Annotated in this window: 22 protein-coding genes and 1 pseudogene; 8 read left to right on the top strand and 15 right to left on the bottom strand. The window is 74.6% G+C overall.

The features are described from left to right. From MTO91_RS01220 to MTO91_RS01195, 6 genes are all read right to left on the bottom strand, one after another. Complete coding sequence (locus tag MTO91_RS01220) at nt 1-933, bottom strand: hypothetical protein (RefSeq protein ID WP_476653397.1); 933 nt, start codon at nt 931-933, stop codon at nt 1-3. Further along, on the bottom strand, nt 930-1,904 hold the full coding sequence (locus MTO91_RS01215) for a DUF4142 domain-containing protein (RefSeq protein ID WP_405420314.1): 975 nt from the start codon (nt 1,902-1,904) through the stop codon (nt 930-932). Before MTO91_RS01215 ends, MTO91_RS01220 begins: the two co-directional genes overlap by 4 nt. Before the next feature lie 14 nt (nt 1,905-1,918). Beyond that, nucleotides 1,919-3,295, bottom strand: coding sequence for a ferredoxin reductase family protein (locus MTO91_RS01210; protein WP_405420317.1), 1,377 nt, complete (start codon nt 3,293-3,295; stop codon nt 1,919-1,921). A 630-nt stretch (nt 3,296-3,925) separates the two neighbouring features. After that, complete coding sequence (gene trpA, locus MTO91_RS01205) at nt 3,926-4,720, bottom strand: tryptophan synthase subunit alpha (RefSeq protein ID WP_208823784.1); 795 nt, start codon at nt 4,718-4,720, stop codon at nt 3,926-3,928. Beyond that, nucleotides 4,720-5,982 carry a tryptophan synthase subunit beta gene (trpB, locus tag MTO91_RS01200; protein ID WP_208823786.1) on the bottom strand — a complete coding sequence of 421 codons (1,263 nt, stop codon included), beginning with the start codon at nt 5,980-5,982 and terminating at the stop codon, nt 4,720-4,722. Before trpB ends, trpA begins: the two co-directional genes overlap by 1 nt. Nucleotides 5,983-6,141: 159 nt before the next feature. Then, nucleotides 6,142-7,383: a CynX/NimT family MFS transporter gene (locus MTO91_RS01195; protein WP_308292819.1), complete on the bottom strand. Its 1,242-nt coding sequence runs from the start codon at nt 7,381-7,383 to the stop codon at nt 6,142-6,144. Between the two features lie 49 nt (nt 7,384-7,432). Here MTO91_RS01195 and MTO91_RS01190 point away from each other — a divergent pair, with 49 nt between their 5' ends. Both MTO91_RS01190 and mscL read left to right on the top strand, forming a co-directional pair. After that, on the top strand, nt 7,433-8,203 hold the full coding sequence (locus MTO91_RS01190) for a FadR/GntR family transcriptional regulator (RefSeq protein WP_208823789.1): 771 nt from the start codon (nt 7,433-7,435) through the stop codon (nt 8,201-8,203). A gap of 161 nt (nt 8,204-8,364) precedes the next feature. Next, nucleotides 8,365-8,742, top strand: a pseudogene (gene mscL, locus MTO91_RS01185) (large conductance mechanosensitive channel protein MscL); the annotation flags it as partial. 201 nt (nt 8,743-8,943) lie between these two features. Here mscL and MTO91_RS01180 read toward each other — a convergent pair. Beyond that, a complete protein-coding gene (locus MTO91_RS01180) occupies nt 8,944-10,362 on the bottom strand; it encodes a multicopper oxidase family protein (protein WP_476653395.1) in 1,419 nt (472 codons plus the stop codon). Nucleotides 10,363-10,501: 139 nt separating this feature from the next. Beyond that, on the bottom strand, nt 10,502-11,023 hold the full coding sequence (locus MTO91_RS01175) for a DUF6220 domain-containing protein (protein ID WP_405420325.1): 522 nt from the start codon (nt 11,021-11,023) through the stop codon (nt 10,502-10,504). A 115-nt stretch (nt 11,024-11,138) separates the two neighbouring features. On the opposite strand from MTO91_RS01175, the gene MTO91_RS01170 reads away from it, so the two are divergent. After that, complete coding sequence (locus tag MTO91_RS01170; protein WP_476653394.1) at nt 11,139-12,551, top strand: APC family permease; 1,413 nt, start codon at nt 11,139-11,141, stop codon at nt 12,549-12,551. A 9-nt stretch (nt 12,552-12,560) separates the two neighbouring features. Here the strand turns inward: MTO91_RS01170 and MTO91_RS01165 are convergent, their stop codons facing one another. From MTO91_RS01165 to MTO91_RS01150, 4 genes are read right to left on the bottom strand one after another with little or no spacing between them, the layout of a single operon-like run. Beyond that, nucleotides 12,561-13,541: a zinc-dependent alcohol dehydrogenase family protein gene (locus MTO91_RS01165; RefSeq protein ID WP_251783156.1), complete on the bottom strand. Its 981-nt coding sequence runs from the start codon at nt 13,539-13,541 to the stop codon at nt 12,561-12,563. Nucleotides 13,542-13,599: 58 nt separating this feature from the next. After that, nucleotides 13,600-14,556 carry a TIGR03557 family F420-dependent LLM class oxidoreductase gene (locus MTO91_RS01160; RefSeq protein ID WP_208823795.1) on the bottom strand — a complete coding sequence of 319 codons (957 nt, stop codon included), beginning with the start codon at nt 14,554-14,556 and terminating at the stop codon, nt 13,600-13,602. Between the two features lie 54 nt (nt 14,557-14,610). Beyond that, entirely contained in the window at nt 14,611-15,558 is a 948-nt protein-coding gene (locus MTO91_RS01155; RefSeq protein ID WP_405420332.1) for an NADP-dependent oxidoreductase, read from the bottom strand. 47 nt (nt 15,559-15,605) lie between these two features. Continuing rightward, on the bottom strand, nt 15,606-16,850 hold the full coding sequence (locus MTO91_RS01150; RefSeq protein WP_476653392.1) for an amidohydrolase family protein: 1,245 nt from the start codon (nt 16,848-16,850) through the stop codon (nt 15,606-15,608). Between the two features lie 225 nt (nt 16,851-17,075). Between MTO91_RS01150 and MTO91_RS01145 the strand changes: the two genes are divergently transcribed. The 5 genes from MTO91_RS01145 to MTO91_RS01125 all read left to right on the top strand — a co-directional run bounded on the left by MTO91_RS01145 (nt 17,076) and on the right by MTO91_RS01125 (nt 23,901). Continuing rightward, on the top strand, nt 17,076-17,486 hold the full coding sequence (locus MTO91_RS01145; protein ID WP_083658628.1) for an STAS domain-containing protein: 411 nt from the start codon (nt 17,076-17,078) through the stop codon (nt 17,484-17,486). After that, on the top strand, nt 17,450-18,112 hold the full coding sequence (locus MTO91_RS01140; protein ID WP_476654986.1) for a DUF7002 family protein: 663 nt from the start codon (nt 17,450-17,452) through the stop codon (nt 18,110-18,112). The genes MTO91_RS01145 and MTO91_RS01140 overlap by 37 nt, the downstream gene beginning before the upstream one ends. Then, nucleotides 18,109-18,825: a hypothetical protein gene (locus tag MTO91_RS01135; RefSeq protein WP_476653390.1), complete on the top strand. Its 717-nt coding sequence runs from the start codon at nt 18,109-18,111 to the stop codon at nt 18,823-18,825. The genes MTO91_RS01140 and MTO91_RS01135 overlap by 4 nt, the downstream gene beginning before the upstream one ends. A 121-nt stretch (nt 18,826-18,946) precedes the next feature. Next, nucleotides 18,947-23,407 carry a Pls/PosA family non-ribosomal peptide synthetase gene (locus MTO91_RS01130; protein ID WP_476653389.1) on the top strand — a complete coding sequence of 1,487 codons (4,461 nt, stop codon included), beginning with the start codon at nt 18,947-18,949 and terminating at the stop codon, nt 23,405-23,407. A 92-nt stretch (nt 23,408-23,499) separates the two neighbouring features. Next, nucleotides 23,500-23,901 (top strand): group I truncated hemoglobin, encoded by a 402-nt coding sequence (locus MTO91_RS01125; RefSeq protein ID WP_062399423.1) that lies wholly within the window; start codon nt 23,500-23,502, stop codon nt 23,899-23,901. Nucleotides 23,902-23,944: 43 nt separating this feature from the next. On the opposite strand, the gene MTO91_RS01120 is transcribed toward MTO91_RS01125, so the two are convergent. From MTO91_RS01120 to MTO91_RS01110, 3 genes are all read right to left on the bottom strand, one after another. After that, on the bottom strand, nt 23,945-25,402 hold the full coding sequence (locus MTO91_RS01120; protein WP_476653387.1) for an MBL fold metallo-hydrolase: 1,458 nt from the start codon (nt 25,400-25,402) through the stop codon (nt 23,945-23,947). Between the two features lie 77 nt (nt 25,403-25,479). Next, nucleotides 25,480-25,647 (bottom strand): hypothetical protein, encoded by a 168-nt coding sequence (locus MTO91_RS01115; RefSeq protein ID WP_476653385.1) that lies wholly within the window; start codon nt 25,645-25,647, stop codon nt 25,480-25,482. Nucleotides 25,648-25,731: 84 nt separating this feature from the next. Then, nucleotides 25,732-26,622 carry a LysR family transcriptional regulator gene (locus MTO91_RS01110; RefSeq protein WP_476653383.1) on the bottom strand — a complete coding sequence of 297 codons (891 nt, stop codon included), beginning with the start codon at nt 26,620-26,622 and terminating at the stop codon, nt 25,732-25,734. Nucleotides 26,623-26,629 lie beyond the last annotated feature (7 nt).

The following is a 26,629-nucleotide window of genomic DNA, read 5'->3' as shown; positions in this document are numbered from 1 at the left end:
TCAGCCCACCTCGATCCGGACCGAGTCGAACGCGGGCGTCTGGTTGGCCCGCTGCATCATCGGGGTGCGGTGCGACCCGTCCCCCGCCCACGACGAGCACTGCAGCTCGCCGGTCTGCTCGACCCCGGGCACGTCGATCGTGACGCTGTCCGGCCGTGCCCCTCCACCGCCGTCCTCGGTGGCCTGGAAGAACAGCGGATCGGGCGACGAGTCCGGTGCCTCGCCCGGGTCGGGCAGGATCCGGCAGGCGGTGTGGAAGTGGCCGCGCTGGAGTCCCTGGCCGTCGAGCAGGGACGCCTCGGCGTAGTAGCCGCCCTGGGCCGCGGGGAGGAACCGGTCGCGGACCAGGTTCCGGGTGCTGACGGTCAGGCGGAACGACTCCCCGGACCGGACCTTCGTCGGGGCCTGGGTGATGAGCAGCGACGGGCTGCGGTCGGCGTCGGCGACCTCGCCGAACGCGGTGGACACGCAGCGGGGCGCCTTCTGGAAGCCGTCGTGGGCGGTGAGCCGGCTGCCGGAGCAGTCGACGGCGAGGATGTCGAGCGCCGGTTGCGCGCCCTTCTTCTCCCCGTCGCCCGCGCCGCCGGCACCCTGGTCGGCCGAGCCGCCACCGGCCCCGGCGCTGTCACCGGCCCCGTCACCGGAGCCCGATGAGCCGGAGCCCGATGAGCCGGAGCCCGTGTGCCCGGCGTGGTCGTGCTCCCCGCCCCCGGAGGAACTCCCGGATCCGGAGGCACCCTCGGAGGAGCCGGAGGAGCCGGAACCTCCGGACGAGCCGGTCGAGTCGGACGGCCCGGCGGCGACGTTCGCCGGCCGGTCGCTCCGGTCGGCGGAGGCGGCCCCGGCGGCGTACGCGGCGGGCCCGGCGACGAGCAGGCCCAGGGCGAGCGCGGTGACCGCGATCGTCCTGCTGCGGCTGGTGGTGGATCTCATCGGTATCGGCTCCTCGGGGCGGTGCGGTGCGCTCCGGTGGTGCGGGAGGGCGGCGCTCCGGTGTCGGTGTCCAGGTCGAGGTCGTGGGGGGTGGCGTCGGTGAGGCCGGGCCCGGGATCGGGCTGCGGCCGGACGGGTGGCACGTGCGCCAGCTCGTCCCAGGGGTCGGGTGGGCCGACCGGCAGGGCCCGCCGGGCGCCGTCGCGGGGGTGGCGCGGGGCGGGGACGAAGGCGGCGGCCGGGCCAGGGGCGGGGCGGCCGCGCCGGTGCAGGGTCATGAGCAGCCCGCCCGCGGCGAGCAGCGCGACCCCGACCACCAGCGCCGGGACGACGACGTCGGACGCGGTGCGGGTCCCGGTCGGCACCGGATCGGGCGGGGCGGGCAGCGCCGCGTAGTCGACCAGACCGGTCGACTCCAGATAGCCGATGTGCCGGGTGACGTACACCGACGCCTCGTTCGCGAACTGCCGCATGAGCTCGTTGCGGGTGCCGACCTTGACGTCGGTGATCACCGGCAGGACCGAGCCGTGCGCGGCGCGCAGGATCTGCACGAACTGGCGGTCGTAGTCGGTCCCGGTGCGGGCGGTCAGGTCGTTCATCCAGCCGATCTGCTGGTCGTTGGGCCTGCTGGGCAGCAGGACCCCGAGCTGTTCAGCGGTGGAGCGGACCAGCTCGTCGAGGTCGTGGTGCTCGACGCCGAGCTTGCGGGCGACCTCGCGGACGGCGGGCGAGGTGGCCTGCTGCTCGCCCTGCTGCCCGGTCGGGGCCTCCCAGAGACCGGCGAGGCGCACCTTCTGGAGCAGGTCGCGGTCGGCGGGGCCGAGCGGACCCCACCGGGTCTGCGTCCACCCCTGCTGCTGGTCGGTGGCGGCCGAGGTCGCCACCCAGTACTGGGCGAGCACGACGGCGGCGACCGCGGCCAGTGCGGCGAGCACCGACCAGCGGAGCGGGCCGGGGATCCGGCGGGACATGGGTTCTCCCCTTCTCAGACCTGGGCGAACTGCTCGGTGTGCACCCGGTCGTCCGGGACCCCGAGCGCGGTGAGGGTGGCGAGGACGTCGCCGACGAGCTGCGGTCGGCCGCAGACGAAGTAGTCGAGCCGGCGGGCCGGGTCGTCGAGGTCGGTCAGGACGGCGGCGAGCAGCGCGGTGTCGATCGGCCCGGTCGCCCCGGACCAGTCCGCCGACGGGCGGCGCAGCACCTCGGTGACCTGCAGGTCGATCAGCGTGCGCAGGTGCGCGAGCTCGGCCCGGAACAGCAGGTCGGCGCGGTCGCGGGCGTGCACGACCAGCCGGTACGGCCGCCGGTCGCCGCGGTCGGCGGCGGTGCGCAGCATGCTCATCATCGGGGTGATCCCGACGCCGCCCGCGATCAGCACGAGCCCGGTGGACGGCACCGAGTCCGGGGTGAACGAGCCGTACGGGCCGTCCACCCAGACCGGGTCGCCGCGGCGCAGCTCGCGCAGCCGCCCGGCGAAGTCACCGGTGTGTCGCACGGTGAACTCGACCCGCCCGCGGTCCGACGCCGACGACGCGATGGTGAACGGGTGCTCCTCCACCGACATCCGCTCCAGCCGCAGCCAGGCGAACTGGCCGGGCCGGAACCACGGTCCGGCGTGCCGGCCGGGCCGGGCGAGGACGAGCGTCGACACGGTCGGGCTCTCCGGGCGCACGACGTGCACCCGGAACTCGCCGGTCGCCGCGCGGGCGCCCCAGCGCAGCACCAGCACCGCGACCAGCAGCAGGCCGAGACCACCCAGCACGGGCCCCATGACGGCGTCGCCGACCAGGTTGTTCAGCCACAGCACGTGCAGCGACGACGCGCCGACGACGACCGCGGCCAGGCTCAGGTGCAGCCAGCGCCACACCTCGTGCGAGCCGGACCGGACACCGCGCAGTGCGAGCAGCAGCAGCACGACGACCGCGATCGTCGCGAGGGTGGCGGCCTGGCCGCGGGCCGGTGCGGCGAGCGGTACGAGCAGCCCGACACGTTCGGGGTGGTCGGCCACCACGCAGGCGAGGTGCAGCGCGACCAGCACCCCGGCGAGCACGCCGAGCCTGCGGTGCAGGCCGAGCAGGGTCTCCAGGCCGAGGGCGCCGGAGAGCCCGCGCACCCGGGACGGCAGCACCGCGACGATCACCATCGCCGACAGCGCGAGCAGCCCGGTCAGCACCGAGAGCTGGTGCAGCAGCGGCTGTGGTCCGGAACGGAGCATCCAGATCAGCGACGGGCCGACGAGGACCGTGACCAGCACGGATCCCCACACCGTGCGGGCGCGGCGGTGCGCCAGCCAGGCGTCGGCGGGCGGCGGGGTGTCCCGCCGCAGGGGTGCGGTGACCGGATGCGGAACCGGGCGGGTCACCGGTCGCCGGGCGTGCGCCCGGCCGGTGAGGGTGCCCGCAGCGGGCGGGGGTGGTGGGTGCGCGAGCGGTGGACCGTCACGGACCGGCCTCGGGCCGGTCGCGGGTGCGACGCTACGGTCGGGCGGACGCCGGGGGCGCGTCCGCGCAGGGCGGGGCGGGTCATCGGATCACTCCGGTTCGTGGAACCGGCCGGGTGGGGAGGCCCCGGCCACCGCCGCGGCATCCAGGGGGAGCGGGCCGCGGTGCGGTGACACGAACATAGGAACCCCACCGGGACGGGGTTGCGTTCCTGAGAACGCGCGCCGCCGTCCGGTCGCCGGTGTCCGGCGGGCGGGGACCGATCGCTCCGGTCGGAGTACGGACGTACGACCGACCGGCGCGATGACTCTCAGGGACACGACGTTCACCGCGCGCGACCACCGCTGGTCCCGCGCAGTCGGCCTCCGGCGGCGCGATCGGGCACGCCGGCACAGCCGGAGACGGCAGCCCCGGGCACCCCGGAGCCCGGCGGGACCGCTGCGACGGCCGGTCGATCGGCCGGTGGCCGGTCGGGAGCTGCGACCGACGGCCCGACGACACACGACGGCCGCGCCCGCCCACGCGGGGCGGACGCGGCCGTCGGAGGAGAGTCAGGCGGAGACGCGCTCCGCGGCGCGGACGCCCTCGGCGAGCTCGCGGGCGAGCGACTCGACCGCGGACGGCCCGCCGGACTCCAGCGCCTGCACGAACGCCGTCCCGACGATGACGCCGTCGGCGTAGCCGGCGACGTCGGCCGCCTGTTCGGCGGTGCGGACGCCGAGGCCGACGCACACCGGCAGGGTCGCGACCTCGCGGGTCCGGGCGACCAGGTCGCGGGCCTCGACGCCGACCGAGCGGACGCCGGTGACGCCCATGAGCGACGCCGCGTAGACGAACCCGCGGCTGGCCTCGACGGTCATCCGCATCCGCTCGGGGGTGGTCGTCTGCGCGACGAGGAACACCCGGTCCAGGTCGTGGGACTCCGAAGCGGTCAGCCAGTCCTCGCAGTCGTCGGGCAGCAGGTCCGGGGTGATGAGCCCGGAGCCGCCGGCCTCGGCGAGCTCGGCGGCGAACCGCTCGACGCCGTAGCGGTCGATCAGGTTCCAGTAGGTCATGACCAGCGCCGGGGCGCCGGCGTCGACGACCGCGCGCACGGCGGTGAAGGCGTCCCGGCTGCGGGCGCCGTTGTCCAGCGCCTGCTGGGTGGCGCGCTGGATGACCGGGCCGTCCATCAGCGGGTCGGAGTAGGGCAGGCCGATCTCGACGACGTCGACGCCGCCCGCGACCATCGCCCGCATCGCCTCGACCGAGCCCTCGACGGTCGGGTAGCCGACCGGCAGGTAGCCGACCAGCGCGGCCCGGCCCTCGGCGCGGACCTGCTCGATCCGCTGCGCCACGCTGCCCATCAGACCGCTCCGTCCGTCACGGCGTTGCCCTCGTCGTCGATCAGCTGGAAGTACTTCGCGGCGGTGTCGACGTCCTTGTCGCCGCGGCCGGACAGGTTGACCAGCACGACCTTGCCCTCGCCCAGGCGCGTCGCCTCGCGCAGCGCACCGGCCAGCGCGTGCGCGCTCTCGATGGCCGGGATGATGCCCTCGGTGCGGCAGAGCAGGCGGAAGGCCTCCATGGCCTCGGCGTCGGTGACCGACTCGTAGCGGGCGCGCCTCATGTCGTGCAGCCACGAGTGCTCCGGGCCGACGCCCGGGTAGTCCAGGCCCGCGGAGATGGAGTGCGAGTCGCGGGTCTGGCCGTCCTCGTCCTGGAGGATGAAGCTGCGCGAGCCGTGCAGGACGCCGACGTCACCGCCGCCGATCGACGACGCGTGCCGCGGGGTGTCGACGCCGTCGCCGCCGGCCTCGAAGCCGACCAGCTCGACGGAGGTGTCGTCGAGGAACGCGTGGAAGATGCCCATCGCGTTGGAGCCGCCGCCGACGCAGGCGCAGACCAGGTCGGGCAGGGCACCGGTGAGGTCCTGGACCTGCTGCCGCGCCTCGACGCCGATGATCCGCTGGAAGTCGCGCACCATCGCCGGGAACGGGTGCGGCCCGGCGACCGAGCCGATGAGGTAGTGCGTGTCGGCCACGTTGGTGACCCAGTCGCGCATGGCCTCGTTCATCGCGTCCTTGAGGGTCCGCGTGCCCGAGGTGACCGGGCGGACCTCCGCTCCCAGCATGCGCATCCGGGCGACGTTGAGCGCCTGGCGCTCGGTGTCGACCTCGCCCATGTAGACGACGCACTCCAGGCCCATCAGGGCGGCGGCCGTGGCCGAGGCGACGCCGTGCTGGCCCGCACCGGTCTCGGCGATGACCCGGGTCTTGCCCATGCGCTTGGTGAGCAGCGCCTGCCCCAGCACATTGTTGATCTTGTGCGAGCCGGTGTGGTTCAGGTCCTCGCGCTTGAGCAGGATGCGCGCGCCGCCGGCGTGCGCGGCGAACCGCGGCGCCTCGGTGACCAGGCTCGGGCGGCCCGAGTAGGTGCGGTGCAGCTCGGCGAGCTCGGCCTGGAAGGCCTCGTCGGACATGGCCGTGTGATAGGCCTGCTCGAGCTCGTCCAGTGCGGCGACCAGCGCCTCCGGGACGTAGCGGCCGCCGAAGCGGCCGAAGTACGGGCCGGTCTGGTCGACCAGCCGCGCCGTGTCCCCGGCCGGGGGAAGGGCGGTGTCGGTCACGAGTACTCCCTGACGGATCGAGGACCCCGATCTCGGGCCGCCGCCGGGCGGGGATGCGCCGGGAGATCGGGCGGTAACGACGGTACACCGGGCCCACGACGACGGACGCGGCACCGGGGGCTCTCATATATCAGCGGCCCGGCGCCGCGCGGGCGGGACTCAGACGTAGCGCGGGCGTCCCGCGACCCAGCCCAGCACCATCTCGGCGACGATCACCGCGCCGAGCAGCACCAGCGACGGCGTCCAGGACCCGGTGAGCCCGTGCAGGATCCCGAACAGGAACGGGCCGGTCGCGCCGATGAGGTAGCCGAAGCCCTGCGCCATCGCCGACAGGTCGGTGGTCTCGGCGGCCTCGCGGGTGCGGAGCGCGATCACGCCGAGCCCCAGCGGGAAGACCGCCATGCCGACGCCGAGCAGGACCGTCCACAGCCAGGGCGCGGTGGCCGGGGCGATCGCGAGCCCGGCGACGGCGGCCAGGGAGCAGCAGGCGAGCCCGACGATCCAACCCGACTGGGACGCCCGGTTCAGGGCGATCGGCGGGATGACGAAGCTGAGCGGGATGCCGATCAGGTTGATCAGGGCGAGCATCAGCCCGGCGTCGGTGCGGGTGACCCCGACCGAGACGAACAGCTCCGCGAGCCACCCCATCGCGACGTAGGCGACACAGGCCTGGAGCCCGAAGAACGCGGTGACCACCCAGGCCAGCGGCCGGCGCACCATCGGGCGCCGCTCCCCCGCGTCGGTGCGCACGACCGGCTCCGGCTCACCGTGCCGGGCCCCGATCGTCCAGACGACCAGCGCGGCCAGCGACAGCAGCGCCCACGCCCCGACCGCACCGCGCCAGCCGCCGAGCAGCGGCTCCAGCGGCGGCGTGAACGCGGCGCCGATCCCACCGCCCGCGGCCAGCGCGGCGGTGTAGACGCCGGTGACCCGGCCGACGGCGTGCGGGAAGGACTGCTTCACCACGACCGGGATCAGCACGTTGCCGATCGCGATGCCCGCCGCGGCGACGAAGGTGCCGCCGAGCACGACCCACGGGCCGTCGACGACGCGCAGCACGAGCCCGGCGGTCAGCACCGCCATCGCGAGGCCGATCGCGCGGGCCATGCCGAGCCGGCGGGAGAGCAGCGGGGCGGCGATCGCGGCGAGGCCGAAGCAGATGGTGGGCACCGCGGTGAGCACACTGGTCCAGACCGCGGAGGCGCCGAGGCCGTCACGGACCTCGCCGAGCACCGAGGACATCGAGGTCACGGCCGGGCGGAGGTTGGAGGCGGCCAGTGCCACCCCCACGACGAGCAGCGGAGTCCCGACGAGCGCACCGCGGCGCGACGGCCCGGTCTCCTCGGCCCGTCCGGTGGCGATGGTCTCCTCCGCGCGTGTCTCCTGCTCAGCAATGCTCACGAAACAGTATTGTTACAGACATAGGATGTTCGGATGGAAGGATGATCCGGTGCCTCTCGTCACAGCGCGCCGCGGTGGCCTGGTCGACCAGGTCATCGACCAGCTCCGTTCCGCCATCACCGGCGGGGAGTGGCCGGTCGGTGCCCGGATACCGCCGGAGTCGGAGCTCGCCTCGTCGTTGGAGGTCGGCCGCAACACCGTCCGCGAGGCCGTCCGCGCCCTCGCCCACGGCGGCCTCCTGGAGGTACGCCAGGGCGACGGCACCTACGTGCGGGCCACCACCGAGCTGTCCGGGGCGCTGCGCACGCTGTGCGGCCCGGAGCTGCGCGAGGTGCTGGAGGTCCGCCGCACCCTGGAGGTCGAGGCGGCCCGGATGGCGGCCGCCCGCCGGACCGACGCCGACCTGACCGTCCTGCGGGCGGCGCTGGCCGGGCGCGACCGGGCCGTCGCGGCCGTCGCGGCGTACGGCCGTCGCGGGGAGGAGCCGGACACCGCGGACCTGGAGCGCGCGGCCCGTGCGGACACCGACTTCCACGTGGCCGTCGTCCGGTGTGCGGGCAACGACCTGCTCGTCGAGCTCTACCGGGGTGTGGTGGAGGCGGTCGCGGACAGCGTGAAGACCACGATGCCCGGCACCGCGGGCACCGAGGACGACATCTCCCACACCGGGATCGTCGAGGCCATCGCCGACGGCGACGTGGACCGCGCCGCCCGCGAGGCCGGGGACTTCCTGGACCGGCTCATCGCGGCCCGCCCGGTCACCCCGCAGGGCCCCGCCGGGGAGCGCGGCCCGGACGCCGGGGCCGGGCCCACCGCCTGACCCGCGCCCCCGCACCCGGGCCGCCCGTCGACCGGCGCGTCCCGTCCGCCGCGCCGGGCCGCACCGTGCGGGCGCAGGCCCGGCACGGAGGTCACGGTCCGGTTAGCCTCCTTCGCCGGACCCACCCCCGCCCCCGACCCGATCTCGAGGAGTGCTCCGGCGTGCTGAAGGGCTTCAAGGAATTCCTGCTGCGTGGCAACGTGATCGACCTGGCGGTCGCCGTCGTCATCGGTGCGGCGTTCACGGCCGTGGTCACCGCCTTCACGAAGGCGTTCCTGGAGCCGCTGCTCCGGCTGTTCTCCGGCGGGGAGAACGCCGTGCCCCCGGGCACGATCCCGCTGACCGACGAGGTGCAGCTCGACTACGCGAGCTTCCTCAACGCCGTCATCACGTTCCTGATCACCGCCGCGGTCATCTACTTCCTGGTCGTCTTCCCGATGAAGTGGCTCCAGGAGCGCCGCAAGCGCGACGTCGAGGACCCGGCCCTGGAGACCGACCTCGACCTGCTGAAGGAGATCCGCGACCTGCTCCGCGACCAGGCCGAGCGGGACCGCGAGCGGGCCCTCGCCCCGGCGCCCCGCGCCGTCGGGCAGCCGCCGGCGCAGCCGATGCCGCCCGGCCCGCCGCAGGGCCGTCCGATGCCCCCGCCGCACGCGTCGCAGCCCGGCCCGGTCGACGACGGCTCCCCCGAGCCCTACCCGGACACCCCGCGTCGGCCCCGGCACCGCGGCTGAGCCTGCTCACTCCGGGTCGCTGCCCGACGGCCCGCCGACCCGGTACGGCGTGGTCACCCCCTCGTACATGAGGTGCGCCGTCAGGCCCTCCGACGGGTGCGTCAGGTTGTGGCAGTGGTCCATCCAGACCCCGGGGTTGTCGGCGACGAAGGCGATCTCGTAGCTGTCGCCGTCGGCGACGTCGAGCGAGTCGATCCACCAGGGGCTGCCCGTCGCGGGCACCCCGTTGCGGGACAGCACGACGGCGTGGTGCCCGTGCAGGTGCATGGGGTGCACCTCGCCGCTGCCGTTGGCGATCCGCATCCGCACCACGTCGCCGCGGGCGACCATGAACATCGGCACGTCCGGCCACATGTGGCCGTCGACCGTCCACCACAGACCGGGCACGCCGTCGACGAAGCCGGGGCGGCGGCCGATGTCGTAGTCGAAGCGGCGGTCCGCGGCGGCCGGGTCGAACCCGAGCGGCGCGGGCGTGCCGTAGCCCAGCGGGTCGAGCACGCGGTCCGGCCGTGGTGCCGCCGCCGGGCCGGGGCCGTCGCCGAGGACGACCGCGGCGTTGCCGCCGATCTCCACCCGGGCGCCGCCGGGTGGGACGGTCACCTCCAGGTCCAGCCGGCCGCCCGCGGTGAGCAGCACCGACTCCCCCGTCACCGGGGGCGGGTCGTGCACCTCGGTCCCGTCGATCGCGACGAGCCGGTACGGCGCCCCGGTCACCCACGCCGAGGTCGGGCCGTTGTCGGTGTTGACCATCCGGACCCGGATGCGGGTGCCGGGCGCGGCGGGGACGGGCAGCACCGCGCGGCGGCCGTCGAGCAGGCGTGCGCCCTCGTGGACGTGGGCGGCGGCGACCACGTCCGGCCCGGTGGGGCCGTCGCGCGGCTCGACGACCAGCACCCCGTACAGGCCGCGCTGCACCTGGGTGTTCGCGACCTGGTGCGAGTGGTACCAGTAGGTCCCCGCGTCGCGGGCGACGAAGCGGTAGACGAACTCCCCACCCGGTCCGACGGCGTCCTGGGTGACGCCGGCGGTGCCGTCGTCGCCGTTCGGGACGTCGACGCCGTGCCAGTGCAGCGTGATGCCGTCCGGCACGTCGGCGTTGACCAGCCGCACCTGCAGCACGTCGCCCTGCCGGATCCGGATCAGCGGGCCGGGCGACGTCCCGTTGAGGGTGTAGCCGTCGAGGGTGCGGCCCGAGGGCAGCGGGATCGCCTGCCTGCGGGCGGTGAGCGTCAGCGACACGGCGGGGGCGGCCGCCGAGGTCTCGCGCAGGGTGTCGACGCCCACCCCGTGGTGGTCGTGCGTCTCCGGGGCCGGGGCGCCGCCGGTGTCGACGTGGCCCATGTCGGTCACCGCGTACGGGGTCGGCAGCAGGCTCCCCCACCACAGCCATCCGACCGGAGCCAGTAGGGCGAACGTCGCCAGCACCGCCACGGCCACCCGGCGGCGCCCGGGCCGCGGCGCAGCGGGCGGACCGTCCGGCGGTTCCCCGGGGGGACCGGGCGGCTCGCCGGGCTCCGGCCGTGCCGTGGGGACGGGGTCGGCGGCGATGGCGGCGCTCCCGGGCTCAGGCGACCCGCTCGCCGGCCGTCGCGGCGGCACCGGACCGCGAGCCGGCCCGCTGCCCCGCGACCACGGCGCAGGCGAACAGCGCGAGCGCGCAGATCCCGTGCAGCGCCCCGAGCCCGGTCACCGAGTGCCCGAGGATGCCGAGCAGGACCTGCAGCGCGACCAGCACGACGACGATCCCCGCCCACCGCACCCCGCCCGGGACGCGGGCGAAGAACGCGACGACCAGCAGCGCCAGCGCCAGCACCGGGACGACGATCTGCCCGTTGATGCCGTGCAGCGCGAACCCGCCGACCCCGGTGAAGTCGGTCGTCTCGCTCTCCATCCCGGCCTTGTCGAGGACCCCGCCACCCTCGATCCAGGTGCCGAGACCGAACACGGCGTAGGCGATCGCGGCGGCCTGGATCAGGACCTCCAGCGCGACGAGATGGGCGATCACTCGGTAGGCGGTACGCACGGCGACCTCCGGCTCCTGCGACGAGCGGACGCCGGACAGTGAACGCCACGTGAGCGGGGTCACACATGCTCAATCCAGATGAAACACTCCACCCTTTCGACTCGACACGGCACGAACCCCCCACCAGGCTGAGCCGGTCGCGGGCGGCACGGGCCGTCGCGGAGGGGAGCGCACCACGATGGCGGACGCCACGACGCCGACGGCGGAGGACGGGCCGGCGCTGAAGCGGGTCATGGGGCCCAAGCTCCTGCTGCTGTTCATCATCGGCGACATCCTGGGCACGGGCATCTACGCCCTGGTCGGCCAGGTCGCCGAGGAGGTCGGCGGGGCGGCGTGGGTGCCGTTCCTGGTCGCCTTCGCCATCGCCATGATCACCGCGTTCTCCTACCTGGAGCTCGTCACCAAGTACCCGCAGGCGGCGGGCGCGGCGCTCTACACGCACAAGGCGTTCGGCATCCACTTCCTGACGTTCATGGTCACCTTCGTGGTGATGAGCTCGGGGATCACCTCGGCGTCGACGGCGTCGCGGGCGTTCGCGGCGAACCTGAACGAGGGCTTCGGGCTGGACCTGGGCAACGGCGGGATCGTCCTGATCGCGCTCGGCTTCATGCTGCTGGTCGCGCTGGTGAACTTCCGCGGCGTCGGCGAGAGCGTGAAGCTCAACGTGGTCCTCACCCTGGTCGAGCTGTCCGGGCTGCTGCTGGTGATCCTGATCGGGATCTACGCCATCGCCGGCGGCGACGCCGACTGGTCGCGCGTCGTCGCCTTCGACACCCCCGAGGACAAGGGGGTGTTCCTGGCGGTCACCTCGGCGACCTCGCTGGCGTTCTTCGCGATGGTCGGCTTCGAGGACTCGGTGAACATGGCCGAGGAGTGCCACGAGCCACGCCGGATCTTCCCCAAGATCATGATCACCGGGCTGACCATCACCGGCGTCATCTACGTGCTCGTCGCCATCTGCGCGGTGGCGCTGGTCCCGGTCGGCCCGCTGGCGGCGAGCGAGACCCCGCTGGTCGAGGTCGTCCGCGCCGGGGCGCCCGGCATCCCGGCCGACCTGGTCCTGCCGTTCATCTCGATGTTCGCCGTCGCCAACTCGGCGCTGATCAACATGTTGATGGCCTCGCGGCTGCTCTACGGGATGGCCAACCAGGCCGTGCTGCCCAAGCCGCTGGCCCGGGTGCACCCGTTCCGCCGCACGCCGTGGGTGTCGATCATCTTCACCACGCTGATCTCGTTCGCGCTGATCAGCTACGTGTCGCTGGACTCGGACTCCGACGTCGTCTCCGCGCTCGGCGGCACCACGTCGCTGCTGCTGCTCGCGGTCTTCACCGTCGTCAACATCGCGGTGCTGGTGCTGCGCCGCGACCGGATCGCCGAGGACCACTTCCGGGCCCCGCCCGGGCTGCCGGTCGTCGGCGCCGTCGCGAGCCTGTACCTGGTCCTGCCGTTCTCCGGGCGCGACACGATCCAGTACGAGCTGGCCGGGCTGCTGCTCCTGCTCGGCCTGGTGCTCTACGCGATCACCCTGCTGCTCAACCGCAGGCTCGGGGTGAAGAAGGCGGCCCTGGACCCGTCGAAGCTGGACGGCTGAGCCGCCCGGTCAGGGCCGCAGGACGATCTTCCCGACCTGGGCGTTGGACTCCAGGTGCTCGTGCGCGGCGACGACCTGGTCGAGCCCGTCGAACACCCGGTCCACCTGCGGGGTGAAGTCCCCACCGCGCATCCCCGCGGCGACGAACGCGGCCGCCCGGCGCAGGCGTTCGGCATCGCGGGTCATCGCGAACAGCGTGAACGAGCGGACGACGAGATCGGGCAGCGTCGCCGTCGGGAAGATCGTCGGTTCACCGGAGAGCCTGCCGTGGATGACGATCGTGCCGTCCGGGCGGACCGCGTCGGCCATCGTCTCGACGGCGGGTCCGGCGACGGCGTCGAACACGACGTCCAGGCCCCGCCCGCCGGTGATCTCCCGGCAGCGCGCGACCAGGTCCTCCTCCCCGGTGGCGACGACGTGTGCGGCCCCGGCGTCGAGCAGCGCCTGCGCCTTGGCGCGGCTGCGGCTGGTGGCGATCGGGACGGCGCCGATCCGGTTCGCGGTCGCGATCGCCGCCAGCCCCACGCTCGACGACGCCGCCGTGACCAGCACGTGGTCGCCCGGCTGCAGGACGCGCGGTTCGAGCAGCCCGGCGTAGGCGACGAGGAACGGCATCCAGGTCGCGGCCCCGGTCACCGCGTCCACCGGCCGCGGGACCAGGGCACGGGCCGGGACGAGGGCGTGGTCGCCGTAGACGGTGTGGTCGTTCATCGAGAACGCCGGGACGATGCTCACCGGGTCCCCCGCCGACCAGCGGTCCACGCCCGCACCGACGGCGGCGACGGTGCCCGCGGCCTCGTAACCCAGACCGGCCGGGAGCCGGGTCGGCTCGATGTACTCACCGCGCCGGAACATCGACTCGGCCCGGTTCAGCCCGATCGCCTCGACGGCGACGACGGCCTCCCCCGGCCCCGGCTGCGGCACGGGCTCCTCGACGACCGTGAGCACCTCGGGCCCGCCGAGCTCGGTGAAACGAACGACCCTGTTCATGCCCTCCACTCTGCCGGTCGGGCCGGTCCGCGCACCCCGTCCGACCGGCCGGGATCGCTCAGAGCGCGCGCAGCCGGCCCGCGAGCTCACCCTCGTAGAAGGCGAAGAACTCCTCGACGTCCGGTCCGGCGCTGATCAGCGCGAGCCGGTCGTAGCCCGCGTCGGCGAAGCCCTTCGCCGTCGCGACGTGGGTCTCGACGTCCGGGCCCGCCCCGAACGCGTCGGCCATGTCCTCCCTGCGGACGAAGGCCGTCGCAGCCTCGAAGTTGCGCACGTTCGGCAGCTCGGCCTGGATCTTCCAGCCGGTCGGGCCGAACCGGAACAGCCGGTGCGCGGACTCCAGCGCGGCGTCGACGGTGCCGGCGTAGGCCAGCGGGACCTCGGCCCAGCGGGAGCCGGTGCCGCCGGCCGCGGTGTAGGCGTCGATCAGGTCGGTGCGGGGCTCGGTGGCGAACAGACCGTCGCCCAGCTCACCGGCGATCCGGGCCGCCTTCGGCCCACCCGCGGCGACGACGATGTCCGGCAGCGTCTCCGGCAGGTCGAACACCCGCGCGTCCTCGACGGACAGGTGGGTGCCGCGGTAGGTGCGGTAGCCGCCGCTCCACAGCAGACGGATGATCTCGAGTGCCTCGCGGAGCATGGCGTGCCGCACCCCGACGACCGGCCACGGGTGCCCGGTGACGTGCTCGGACAGCTGCTCGCCGGAGCCGACGCCGAGGGTGAACCGGCCGTCGGACAGCAGTGCGGTCGTCGCCGCGGCCTGGGCGATGATCGCCGGGTGGTAGCGGATCGTCGGGCAGGTCACCCCGGTGGCCAGGCCGATCCGCTCGGTCCGCATCGCGATCGCGGCGAGGATCGACCAGGCGAACCCGGAGTGCCCGTGGCTCTCCAGCCACGGGTGGTAGTGGTCGGAGATCTCGACGAAGTCGAAACCGGCCTCCTCCGCCCGGACGGCCTGGCGGACCATCTCCTGCGGCGTGTGGGCCTCGGCGAAGAGCTTGAAGCCGATCTGCACGACGGGTGTCCTCTCCTCGGGGGTGCCCCGGCGGGGTTCCCGGCAGGCGTCGGATCACTCCTGCGGCAGCAGGACGATCTTCCCCGCGGTGTGCCGCTTCTCCAGCTCGGTGTAGGCCTCGCGGACCCCGTCGAGGGGGTACCCGGCCGCGATCGGGACCTGCAGGGCCCCGTCGGCGACGAGCGCGCCGAGCGCGGCGAGGTCGTCGCGGCCCGCGGAGTCGGCGGTGCCCCGGGTGGCGGCGCCGTGGGCCTGCGCGCCTTCGAAGTCGATGATCGTGTTGATCCGCTCCGCGGGGACACCGAGCTCGCGGGCGAGCGCCACGTAGCCGCCGCCGACGAGGTCGACGACGGCGTGCACCCGGTCCGGCGTCGCGGCGCGCAGGTTCGCCAGCGTCTCCTCGGGCGAGGACCCGTAGGCGACCGGGGTCACGGCCAGCTCGCGGAGCCGGTCGTGGTTGCGCTCGGAGGCGATCCCGACGACCTCCACGTCGCGCAGCGTCAGCAGCTGCACCGCGATCTGCCCCACCCCGCCCGCGGCACCGGCGACGACGACCGTCTCCCCCGGCTGCGGATCCACCGACGCGACCGACGCGGCCGCGGCCGTCCCGGCGATGTAGAGCACCCCGGCCGTCGCGACGTCGAGACCGGCCGGGCGGCGCAGGACCTGCTCGGCGGGCACGTCGACGTGGGTGGCCTGGGAGGCGCGGTCGTCGGTCCAGCCGAAGACGTCGTCGCCGGGCTCGACGTCGGTGACGCCCTCCCCGACCGCCGCGACGACCCCGGCCCAGTCGCTGCCCTGCCCGCTGGGGAACGTGCTGGGCCAGGACTCGGCGAACACGCCTTCGCGCAGCGCGGTCTCGCCCGGGTTGATCCCGGCCGCGTGCACCTCGACCAGAACGCGGCCCGGACCGGGGTCGTCGAACCCGACGCCGGCCACGTACAGCTCGTCGACGCCGCCGTAGCGGTCGTACCGCACGGCCCTGCCCTCACGTGTGCTCATGTCGGGCAGCGTTCCCGCTGCGCGACGGCCTGCACCGATGAGCCGGGTCACACCGGTGGGTGCAGCTCCACGGCCGCGCCGGTGACGGTCCGGCGACCGCCCTTCAGCACCCAGCGGACCGGTGCGACGGCGGCGACCGCCGTGCCCGGGTCGGGCGCGTCGAGGCAGACCAGGTCGGCCGGGGCCCCCGCGACGACCCCGGTGGCGGCGGCCGGGGTGCCGAGCACCCGGGCGGCGCGCGGGCCGACCAGGTCCAGGCAGGCCGCCAGCTGCTCCGGCGACGCCTGGTGGGTCAGGTTGGCGTAGAGGTTCGCCATCCGGACCAGGGAGCCGTCGCCGTAGGGGGTGAAGGCGTTGCGGACGTTGTTCGTGGCCACCGCCGCCGCGGCGTCGCGCTCGACGAGCCGGTCCAGCACGACGACCCCGCGCGGCGCCCCGGCGCCGGTCTCCCGGCCGGTGAGGAACAGGTCCGTCGACGGCAGGGAGACCACGCCGACCCCCGTCCCGGCGCACCGGTCCAGCACCGCGGCGCGCCGCTCTGGCTCCAGGAACGACCACGCCGTGCCGTGGCCCGCGGTGACCCGGCCGCCGAGGCCCGCCCGTTCGGTCAGGTTGCACAGCGTGCCGATCAGCACGCCCTCGGCGGTGCCGTCGAACAGGTCCAGGTGCAGGTCGACGTCGGCGTCGTGGTCCGCCGCCAGCCCGAACACGCGGTCCAGCTGGCCCGCGGGGTCGTCGTCGGCGTGGGGGGCGCCGCCCACGACCGCGCGCCGGCCCGCCGCCCGGGCCCCGCCGAGCGCCTCGTCGAGCAGACGGGCCGTCTCCGGCGAGCCGGTCAGGCCGTCCTGGGCGAAGACGCAGACCTCGACGTCGACGGCCCAGGCCCAGTCCGCCGCGGCCGCCAGCACACCCTCCAGCCCGCGGCGCCCGACGGTCGGGTCGAGCTCGACGTGGGTCCGCACCCGGGTGGTGCCGTGCGCGACGCAGGACGCCAGGACGGCCCCGGCGCGGGCGGCGACGTCGTCGACGGTGAAGTCCGCCTTCATCGCCGCGGTCTCGGCCATCGCGTCGTCGACGGTGCCGCCGGACCACGAGCAGCGGTCCGCGGTGAGCGCCTTGTCCAGGTGCAGGTGCGCGTCGACGAGGCCGCCGACGACGAGCCGGTCCCCCGCATCGGTACCGGGTGTCCCGGCGGGCGCCGGGGCACCCACCGACCGGATCCTGCCACCGGACATCACGATGTCGACGGCGCCGTCGTGGCCGGGGACGCGGGCGCGCCGCACGACGGTCACGGCTCCGTCGTCGGCCGGGTCCGGGGGTCGCGGTGATGTGGAGGTGGTCACCCGGTGAAGACTCTCTCCCCGGACAGGATCCCGCAGGTCGACCGGTGGACAACGGCCCGGGGCCCGGTACGGTGAACCCATCGGAAACTCGGCCGTACGTCCCCGGACATCCGGCCCCGCACCATCCGGCGGGCGGGGTCGCGGGCGAGGCGTGCCCGAAGCCGGGTGGCCGTCGTGACGTCGGCCGAGCCCGGTCGCCGGCGGCTCGGCCACACGGGCAGCTGGCCGGAGCCGCACTCCCGGGTGAGCCTGCGCGAGCACACCCCGGCACCCGGTGTGACCGTCCTCGAGGTGATCGGTGACGTCGACCTCGCCGAGGCCGAGGCGATCCGGGCCCGGATGTCGGAGATGCTCCACCAGACGCGACCGGCGCGGGCCCTGCTGGACCTGTCCGGCGTCGGGTTCCTCGGGTCGCACGGCCTGACCGCGGTGGTCCGGTCCTCCCGGGCGGCCGGTGAGGCCGGGGTCCGTCTCGACGGGGTCACCGGCCCGGGCAACCGTGCGGTGATCCGGCCGGTGCGGATGACCGGGCTGGACCAGGTCATCACCTGGTACCCGGATCTCGACACGGCCCTGGGGGCCTGAGCCTGCACCCCGACGATCTCGTCCGGCGCGCGCCGCGCCTGTTCCACACCACGCCCGCCGCGTCGTGGCAGGGGATCGCCACGCACGGGCTGCTGCCGGTCGCGGGGCTGCTCGACCTGTTCGGGGTGACCGGCGACGAGCGGGAACGGCTGCTGACCACCCGTCGCCCGCGGGCGGTGCGGCTGCACCACCCCGAGCACGGCACCGCCTGGCTGCGTGACCAGCGTCCGCTCAACCCGGCAGCCCTGGGACGGATGCTCGACCCGGCGTCCGGGTTCGGTGTGGCCGACTACCTGCGCCGGATCAACGGCTGCGCGTTCCTGTGGGCGGACCCCGCCCGCCTGCGCCGGCTGCACGCGCTGCCCCGCTACGCCGACACCGAGCACGTCGTCCTCACCGTCGACACCGCGTCCCTGCTGGCCGCGCACGGCGACCGGGTGCTCGTGACCCGGATCAACTCCGGAGCCGCGCTGTTCGCGCAGGGGCGGCGCGGGCCGGACACCTTCCTGCCGGTGGGGCGGGTGCCGTCGTCGTGGCGGCCGGTGGAGGTGGCCGTGCCCGGCGGCGTCCGGGACCTGCTCGCGCACCTGGTGGACGCCCCGGCCGTACCGGAGCGCTCCGCATGAGCCGGCCGGTCGCCGTCGTGCTCGCCGACGCCTGGACCCGGCCGTCGGCCGGCGACCACACCGACGACACCGAGGCCGTCGCCGACCTGCTGCGCCGCAGTGGGCACGGGTTCGACGTCCGGACCGCAGGCCCGGCGGGCGACCGTCCGCTGCGGGAGGCACTGTCCGACCCGGACACGGTGCTGTTCGCCCACCCCGGTGCCTCCGGCGACGACGAGGCCGCGTTCCGGCGGCTGCGCGCGGACAAGGGCGCGATCCGCCGGTTCGTCCACGGGGGCGGGTGCTACCTGGGCGTCTGCATGGGCGCGTTCCTGGTGGAGCGCGGCTTCCTCAACCTCGTCGGCCTCGCCGTCGACGAGTACTGGTCTCGTCCGGGGGCCGATCCGTCCACCCCGGCCCCGGCCCTGGTCACGGTCCGGTGGCGCGGAACCGAACGGCGGATGTTCTTCCAGGACGGGGGCGTGATCCGGCCGACACGCAGGACGCTCGCGGAGACCGAGATCCTGGCCACATACGCCGACGGCACGGTGGCCGCCTGCGTCACCCGGTGCGGTGACGGGGCGGTCGGTGTCGTCGGCCCGCACCCGGAGGCCCCGCCCTCGTGGTTCCACGACCACGGCGTCGACCTCCCGGCCGACCATGATCATGACCTGGGGATCGATCTCGTCGACACGCTGTTCAGGACGGTCCACGGGCCGTTGTCGCCCCCCTGACGACGGCGGACCCCTCGTCTGGCTACGCACTCCACCCGACCGGGGTTCACCGGTTTGCGAGTGACGATCGCCACGCCCGACCTGCACTTTTCGTCCCCTCGGGATGGGGTAGTCCGGAGTCATGTCCGACGTGTCCAACCGGTCGGCCCTCACCGGTGGGGTCGACGGCGGCGACAGCCGCAACACACAGCCGGGACAGCCCCAGGTGATCCGCCGGGACCTCCCCTACCGCCCGTCGCCGACCAAGCGACCTGTACCGACCCCGCGTCCCCGGACGCTCGACGACCGTGTACTAGTCCCCGGACCGACCCTGGAGGCCTCGCGGGCCCGGCCCGGCGAGCAGCTCGCCGAGGTGTTCGAGGAGGCCGTCGACCGCCATCCGGGCGCCGTCGCCGTCGACACCGGCGACGCCACGCTGACCTACCGCGAGCTCGACGGCCGCACCAACCGTCTCGCCCGGCACCTGCGCGGGCGCGGCACCGGGCCCGGCGACGTCGTCGGGCTGCTGCTCGACGACCCGGTGGAGAGCTACACCGCCATGCTCGCGGTGCTCAAGACCGGGGCCACCTTCGTCCCGATGGACGCGGGCTTCCCCGCGGACCGCGTGGCGTTCATCCTCTCCGACTCCGCGGCCGGTCTGCTGCTGGTCACCGACAGCGCGCTGGCGAAGGTCGGCGACCCCGTGCGGGGCGACGTCGAGATCCTCTCGGTCACCGGTGCGGCGGCCGCCGACATCGCCGCCTGTTCCGACGAGCGGCTCGGACCGGACAGCCGTCGCACACCAGGCCGCGAGCACCCCGCCTACCTGATCTACACCTCCGGCTCCACCGGCCGGCCCAAGGGCGTCGTGATCGGGCACCCGGCGATCTGCAACTTCGTGCGGGTCGCCGCCGACGAGTACGGCGTCCGCGCCGACGACCGCATGTACCAGGGCCTGACCCTGGCCTTCGACTTCTCCGTCGAGGAGATCTGGACCTCGTTCCTGACCGGCGCCACCCTCGTCCCCAAGCCGGCCGGGGTGTCGCTGGTCGGCGAGGACCTGCACGACTTCCTGGTCGAGCGCCGCGTCACCGCGATGTGCGTGGTGCCGACGCTGCTCGCCACCGTCGAGGCGGACCTCGACGACCTCCGCTTCCTGCTCGTGTCCGGGGAGGCCTGCCCGCAGGACCTCATCCGTCGCTGGTGGACCCCGCAGCGCCGCTTCCTCAACGTCTACGGCCCCACCGAGGCCACCGTCACCGCGACGATGGCGCAGGTCCACCCGGACCGCCCGGTGACGATCGGGCGGCCGCTGCCGACCTACGCCGCCCTCGTCCTGGACACCACCGACCCGACCCGGGTGCTGCCGTTCGGCGAGACCGGGGAGCTGGCCGTCGCCGGGGTGGGGCTGGCCGACGGCTACCTCAACCGCGACGAGAAGACCGCCGAGGTGTTCGTCCCGGCCCCGATCGACCTGCCGAACAACCCGTCCGGGCTCATCTACCGCACCGGTGACCTCACGCGGATCAACGCCGACGGCGAGATCGAGTACCGGGGCCGCATCGACCTGCAGGTCAAGATCCGCGGCTACCGCATCGAGCTGTCCGAGATCGAGGCCGTGCTGCAGGACCACCCGGCGGTCGCGATGGCGGTGGTGGACACCTTCGAGCCGACGCCCGGCACGAAGGAGCTCGTCGGCTACTACAGCCTGGTCCGCGGCGCGGAGCCGCCGACCGACCTGCGGGCCCGCCTGCAGGACCGGCTGCCGTCCTACATGGTGCCCGCCTACCTCGAGCACCTCGAGCTCATCCCGATGACCACCAGCGACAAGGCGGACCGCAAGAACCTGCCCGCGCCGACCGGCAGCCGTGTGGCCGCGACCGGCCCGGTCGTGGGCCCGGCGACCGACGTCGAGCGCGGCCTGGTCGCCGAGCTCGCCACCGCGCTGCGGGTCCAGCCCGCCGAGATCTCGGTCGAGGCCGACTTCTTCGACGAGCTCGGCGCCACCTCGCTGCTGCTGGCCGGGTTCGCGGCCGCCGTGCGCCGTCGTGACGACCTGCCGTCGGTGTCCGCACGCGACGTCTACCGCCACCCCACCGTGCGCCGGCTCGCCGCCGCGCTCGGCGACGTCGTGCCGACCGTGGCCGCCGAACCGGTCGAGCCGGTGCGCGCCCGCCCGGTGGCGCACGCGCTGACCGGCATCGCGCAGCTGCTGTTCCTGCTCGCGTCCGGCTTCGCCGCTGCCGCGGTGCTGGTCCTCGGCTACCGCTGGGTCTCCGCCGCCCCCGAGGCGGTGTCGCTGACCGGCCGGGCCGCGCTGTGGACCGCGGGGGTGCTCGTCGCCGTCGTGCTGCTGCCGGTGCTCGCGAAGTGGACGCTCGTCGGCCGCTTCCGCGAACGGACCGTGCCCTTGTGGGGCGCCGCCCACCTGCGGTTCTGGGTCGTCTCGACGCTGATCCGGACCAACCCGATGGCGCTGGCCGTCGGCACTCCGCTGTACACCGCGTGGCTGCGGCTGCTCGGCGCGCGGATCGGGCGCGGCAGCGCCCTGTTCGGGGCCGTCCCGGTCGCCACCGACCTCGTCCGGGTCGGCGCCCGCACGATCGTGCACCCGGAGGCGTCGCTGCAGGGCTACCGGGCCGTGCCCGGTGCGCTGGAGTTCGGCCCGGTCGGCGTCGGCGACGACTGTGTGGTCGGCGAGGCCGCTGTGCTCGACATCCGGACCTGGATGCAGGACGGGTCGCAGCTGGGCCACGCCTCGGCGCTGCGCCCCGGTGTCACCGTCCCGTCCGGCCAGGTCTGGCACGGCTCGCCCGCCGGTCCGTCCGACTCGGACTACCGCGGGCCCGACGCCGTCGGCGCGGGGCGGCTGCGCCGGGTCGTCTACTCGACGGTGTTCGCCGGGCTGTCCTGGGCCGTCGCGACGGCGGTGTTCGCCCTCGTCGTGGCCGCGTTCGCCCGCTTCGCCCCGCAGGTGGCCGGTCTGATCGGGCTGACCGGTGCCGACATGGGCGCGCACTGGTGGTTCTTCCTGGTCGGCGCGATCGCGGTCATGGCACTGGTCGTGGCGGCCCTGCTGGTGGGCGTGCTCGCCGTGCTGACGCTGCCGCGGTTGGCCGCGCTGTTCGTGCCGGTCGACCGCACCTTCCCGCTCTACGGCGTGCGCCACGTCGCGCAGCAGATCGTGACCGGCGTGTCGAACGCGCGGTTCCTGGTGCTGCTGCTCGGCGACAGCTCGTTCATCACCGGCTACCTGAAGGGCCTCGGCTACGACCTCGACGACCTGCGGCAGACGGGGTCGAACTTCGGCACCCAGCTCCGCCAGGAGTCGCCGCGGCACGCCCGCGTCGGCACCGGGACGATGGTGTCCGACGGACTGCGGATGATGAACACCGAGCTGTCGCACGACTCGTTCCGGATCCGCCCGGTGCGGCTGGGCCGGGACAACTTCGTCGGCAACGACGTGCACCTGCCGCCGGACGCCCGGATCGGCGACGACGTGCTGCTCGCGACCAAGGTCATGGTCCCGGTGGACGGGCCGGTGCGGACCGGGGTGGGCCTGCTCGGCTCGCCGCCGATGGAGATCCCGCGCACCGGCGCGGGGCCGCACCCGAACCACCCGGCCACCGACGAGGAGCTGGCCCGCCGGCTGCGCTCCAAGAACCGCTACAACGCCTCCACCCTCGTCGTCACGGTGCTGCTGCGGGCCCTCGGTGTCGCGGTCGCGCTGGTCCCGCTCGGGATCTCGGTGGCGCTCTGGCCGGCGTGGGGCCTGTGGGCCCTCGGCCCGGCCGTGTTCCTCGGCCCGCTGCTGCTCATGGTGTGGTCGGCGCTGCTGGAGCGCGCGACGCTCGGCTTCCGCGGCCTGCAGCCGCGCACCGCGTCCATCTACGACCGCTACTTCTGGTTCCACGAACGGCTCTGGAAGCTCTACGTCCGGCCGGTGCTGGCCGGGACCCCGCTGCTCGTGTGGCGCAACCGCCTGGCCGGTCTGCGCGCCGGGAGGCGCGTCTTCGACGACGGCGCCGCCCTGCCGGAGAAGAGCCTGGTCTCCCTCGGCGACGACGTCGTGCTCAACTCCGGGTCGGTCCTGCAGTGCCACTCGCTGGAGGACGGCCGCTTCGAGTCCGGCCGGATCCGGGTCGGCGACGGCGTGGCCGTCGGCGTGCGGGCGTTCGTGCACTACTCCACCGACATCGGCGACGGCGCGACGCTGGCCGCCGACTCGTTCCTGATGAAGGGCGAGCAGGTGGCCCCAGGTGAGCGCTGGGGCGGGAACCCGGCCGAGCCGGAGGCGGACGACGCGCCGGTGCCCGACCACCGCGCGCCTGCGGAGCCCGCGGTCCCGGTGTCGGTCGTGCCCGTGCTGCCCCAGCCGTTCACCGAGGAGGTGTTCCTGTCGCGGGTGCAGCAGTACCTGGAGCTGCACGACGTCGCCTGGGCCACCAACGCCTCGGTCGCGGTGCTCGACACCCTGGCCCGCAGCCTGGGCGCGGACGCCCGTGACGACCTGGCCCGGCACCTGCCGTCCGGGCTGCGGGTCCAGGTCCCGTCGCTGACCGGCTACGGCCCGGGACACGGGCAGCACGCGGTCGACGACTGACCGCACGGCCGGGAACCGGTTGTGCACTATTGACGACACCCGCACCGCACGGGATTGTGATCGGGTCCCGACAACGGAGTGGGAGCGTCGTCATGCCCGAACAGCAGTCCCTGTACGACCGCCTCGGCGGCATCTACGCGATCGCCGGGGCGGTCGACATCCTCGTCGACCGGCTCTTCGCGAACGCCTCGGTCAACGCGAACGAGGGGGTGCACGCCCACCACGGCGACCCGGCCAACGCCCCCGGCTACAAGTTCCTGGTCACGGCGTGGTCGGTGCAGGCCGCGGGCGGTCCGCAGTGCTACCCGGGCATGGACATGGTCACCGCGCACGAGACGCTGAAGATCACCGACGAGCAGTTCGACGCGGTCGCGCTGGAGATCTCCTCGACGCTGAACTTCTGCGGGGTGCCCACGCCGGAGCACACCGAGTTCATGGAGATCATCGAGAGCTACCGGTCCGAGGTCGTGGAGCAGCGACCGAAGGTCGCCTGACGCGCCCGTCCCGCCGGCGCCGACGGGCGCCGGCGGGATCCGCTCACCGCCGGGTGGACAGGTCCGGGTGCCAGTCCGCGGCCATCTCGAGCTCGTGGTGCAGGTGCGCGGCGACGTCGGCGCGACGACGACGCTCCTCCGGCAGGGCCGCCCACGCGGCGTACCCGCCGGCGAGGTCGCGGACGTCGGTGAACCCGGTGCGACGCAGCAGCGAGGCCGCCACCCCCGAGCGGTAGCCGCCCGCGCAGTGCACCACGACCGTCCGGTCCCGGGCGACCTCGTCGAGCCGGCGGGGCAGCTCCGCGAGCGGGATCCGGCGCGCCCCCGGCACCGCCCCCGCCGCGAGCTCACCGCGGTTGCGCACGTCGAGCATCTCCGGTCGGTCGGGTCCCGCGAGCATCTCCGCCAGCGCGGCCGCGTCGAGCCGCTCCGAGCGCTGCGTACGCCCCGGCTCCGCGAGCACGGCGTCCGGGTCGCGCAGATAGCCGAGGACCCGGTCGGCGCCGATCCGGGCCAGCCGGGTCACCACCTCCTCCTCGCGGTCCTGCGGGGCGACCACCACGATGTCGCGGTCCGGGTCGACCACGGTGCCCGCGGTCTCGGCGAAACGGCCGTCGAGCGGCACCGACAGGGAGCCCGGGAGGTGCCCGGCGGCGAAGGCGTCCGCGTCGCGGGCGTCGAGCAGGACCGCGCCCCGGCCGGCCAGGTCGTCGACCTCGGCGACGGCGAGCGGGCGCGCGGGCCGCGCCGGGTCGAACAGCCTGTGCCCGCGACGGTTGGCGATCGCGTCGTGGACGAAGTAGCCGGGCGCGGCCGGCTGACCGGCGGTGACCATCGCGAGGAAGTCCTCGACGTCGGTCGGCCGGCAGGCGGGGTTGTCGCGCCGCTGGTCGCCGATGGTCGACGCACGCTCGGTGGACAGGTTCTTCCCGCAGGCCGACCCCGCGCCGTGGCCGGGCAGCACCCGCACCGCGTCGGGCAGCTCCATGAGGCGGGCCACCGAGGCGTGCAGCCGCCGGCCGAGCTCGTCGGCGGTCACGCCGATCAAGGCCAGCAGGTCCGGCCGGCCGACGTCGCCGACGAACAGGGTGTCTCCGGTGAGGACGGAGTGGGGGACCGCGTCCCCGGCGTGCTCCCACACCAGGACGCTGATCGACTCGGGTGTGTGGCCCGGTGTCGCCAGCACCTCGAGCACGACGTCGCCGAGCTCGATCCGCTCGCCGTCGGCGAGGAGGCGGGCGGGGAACTCCGGGCGTGCCTCGTCGCCGAACCCGATCCACGCCCCGGTCCGCTCGGCGAGCTCCAGGTGGCCCGCCAGGAAGTCGGCGTGGAAGTGGGTGTCGATCACCCCGACGATCGTCAGGCCGTGCGCGGCGGCGTCGGCGAGGTACTCCCCGACGTCGCGGCGGGGGTCCACGACGACGGCACGTCCGGTCGTCTCGTCGCCGACGAGGTAGGAGGCCTGGGACAGGCATTCCAGGTAGTACTGCGTGAGGATCATGGCGCGTCTCCGATCGTGGTCCGGATGCTCCATGGATACCCCCAGGGGTATCTGCCGCCCAGGGCCGGAGGTCCCGCTCAGGACCGGCCGAACAACCTCGCGAGCAGGCCGCCGCCGGAGCGCTCGGCCGGCGTGCAGCGGCAGCACTCGGCCGGCCGCACACCGGCCATGACCTGGTCCACGTGCTGCCCACAGCCCTGCCAGGTGACCTTGCCGCAGTTGCGGCAGGTGGCGCGTCGGCACATCGCGATCGTCTCCTCGCATCGGTCCCGATCGGCTGGATACCCCTGGGGGTATTCCTGAGCATACGTCGTCGCGCATGTCCGGGGTCAGCGTCGTGACGCGATCCGCACCAGCACCAGCGCCGGGCCCGACGGTGCCCGGCCACGGCGCCAGGCCGCCCGCAGCCATCGCTGCAGGTCCGCCCCGCGCACCGGCACCGTCCGCAGCGTCCCCGCCGCGACCTCGGCCGCGACGGCGAGGCCGCTGATCACCGCGGGACCCGCCCCGCCGGCGACGGCGTTCTTGATCGCCGTCGTCGATCCCAGCTCCAGCACCGGCGGGGCCAGGGCACCTAGCGCGCGCTCCAGGAAGTCGCGGGTGCCCGACCCCGGTTCCCGGGCCACCAGCGGGGTCGACGCCAGCCGGGACCCGTCCACCGCCCGGCGGCCCGCCCACGGGTGGTCCGGGGCGACGACGAGCACCAGCCGGTCCCGCGCGACGACCTGGCCGTCGAGGTCGGGGGGCAGCTCGGGCCCCTCGACGAAGCCGAGGTCGGCGTCCCCGGAGCGGACGTCGTCGACCACCTCGGACGTGTTGTGCGAGGTCAGGGTGACGGCGGTACCGGGCAGCTCCGCCCGCAGCGCGACCAGCCAGCGCGGCAGGAGGTACTCGGCGACCGTGACGCTGGCCGCCACCCGCAGCCGGGCCGCGCGGTCCGTCCGCAGGGCGGCGACCCCCTCGTCGAGGGCGTGCGCGGCGTCGAGCGCGGCCCGGGCCCGCTCCACCACCAGCGCGCCGTCCGGGGTGAGCCGGGTGCCCCGCGGGGAGCGCTCCAGCAGGGTCAGACCGAGCGCGCACTCCAGGCTTCTGATCCGGGCGCTGACCGCGGCCTGGGAGACGCCGTGCGCCACGGCGGCCCTACCCATGCTCCCCAGGGTCGCGACGGAGACCAGCAGGTCGTAGGGCACGAGGTCGGCCACACGCGGAGTCAGAGCCACAACCACA

Source organism: Pseudonocardia sp. 2-7, assembly GCF_056341085.1.
This window is presented reverse-complemented; position numbering and strand designations above follow the sequence as displayed.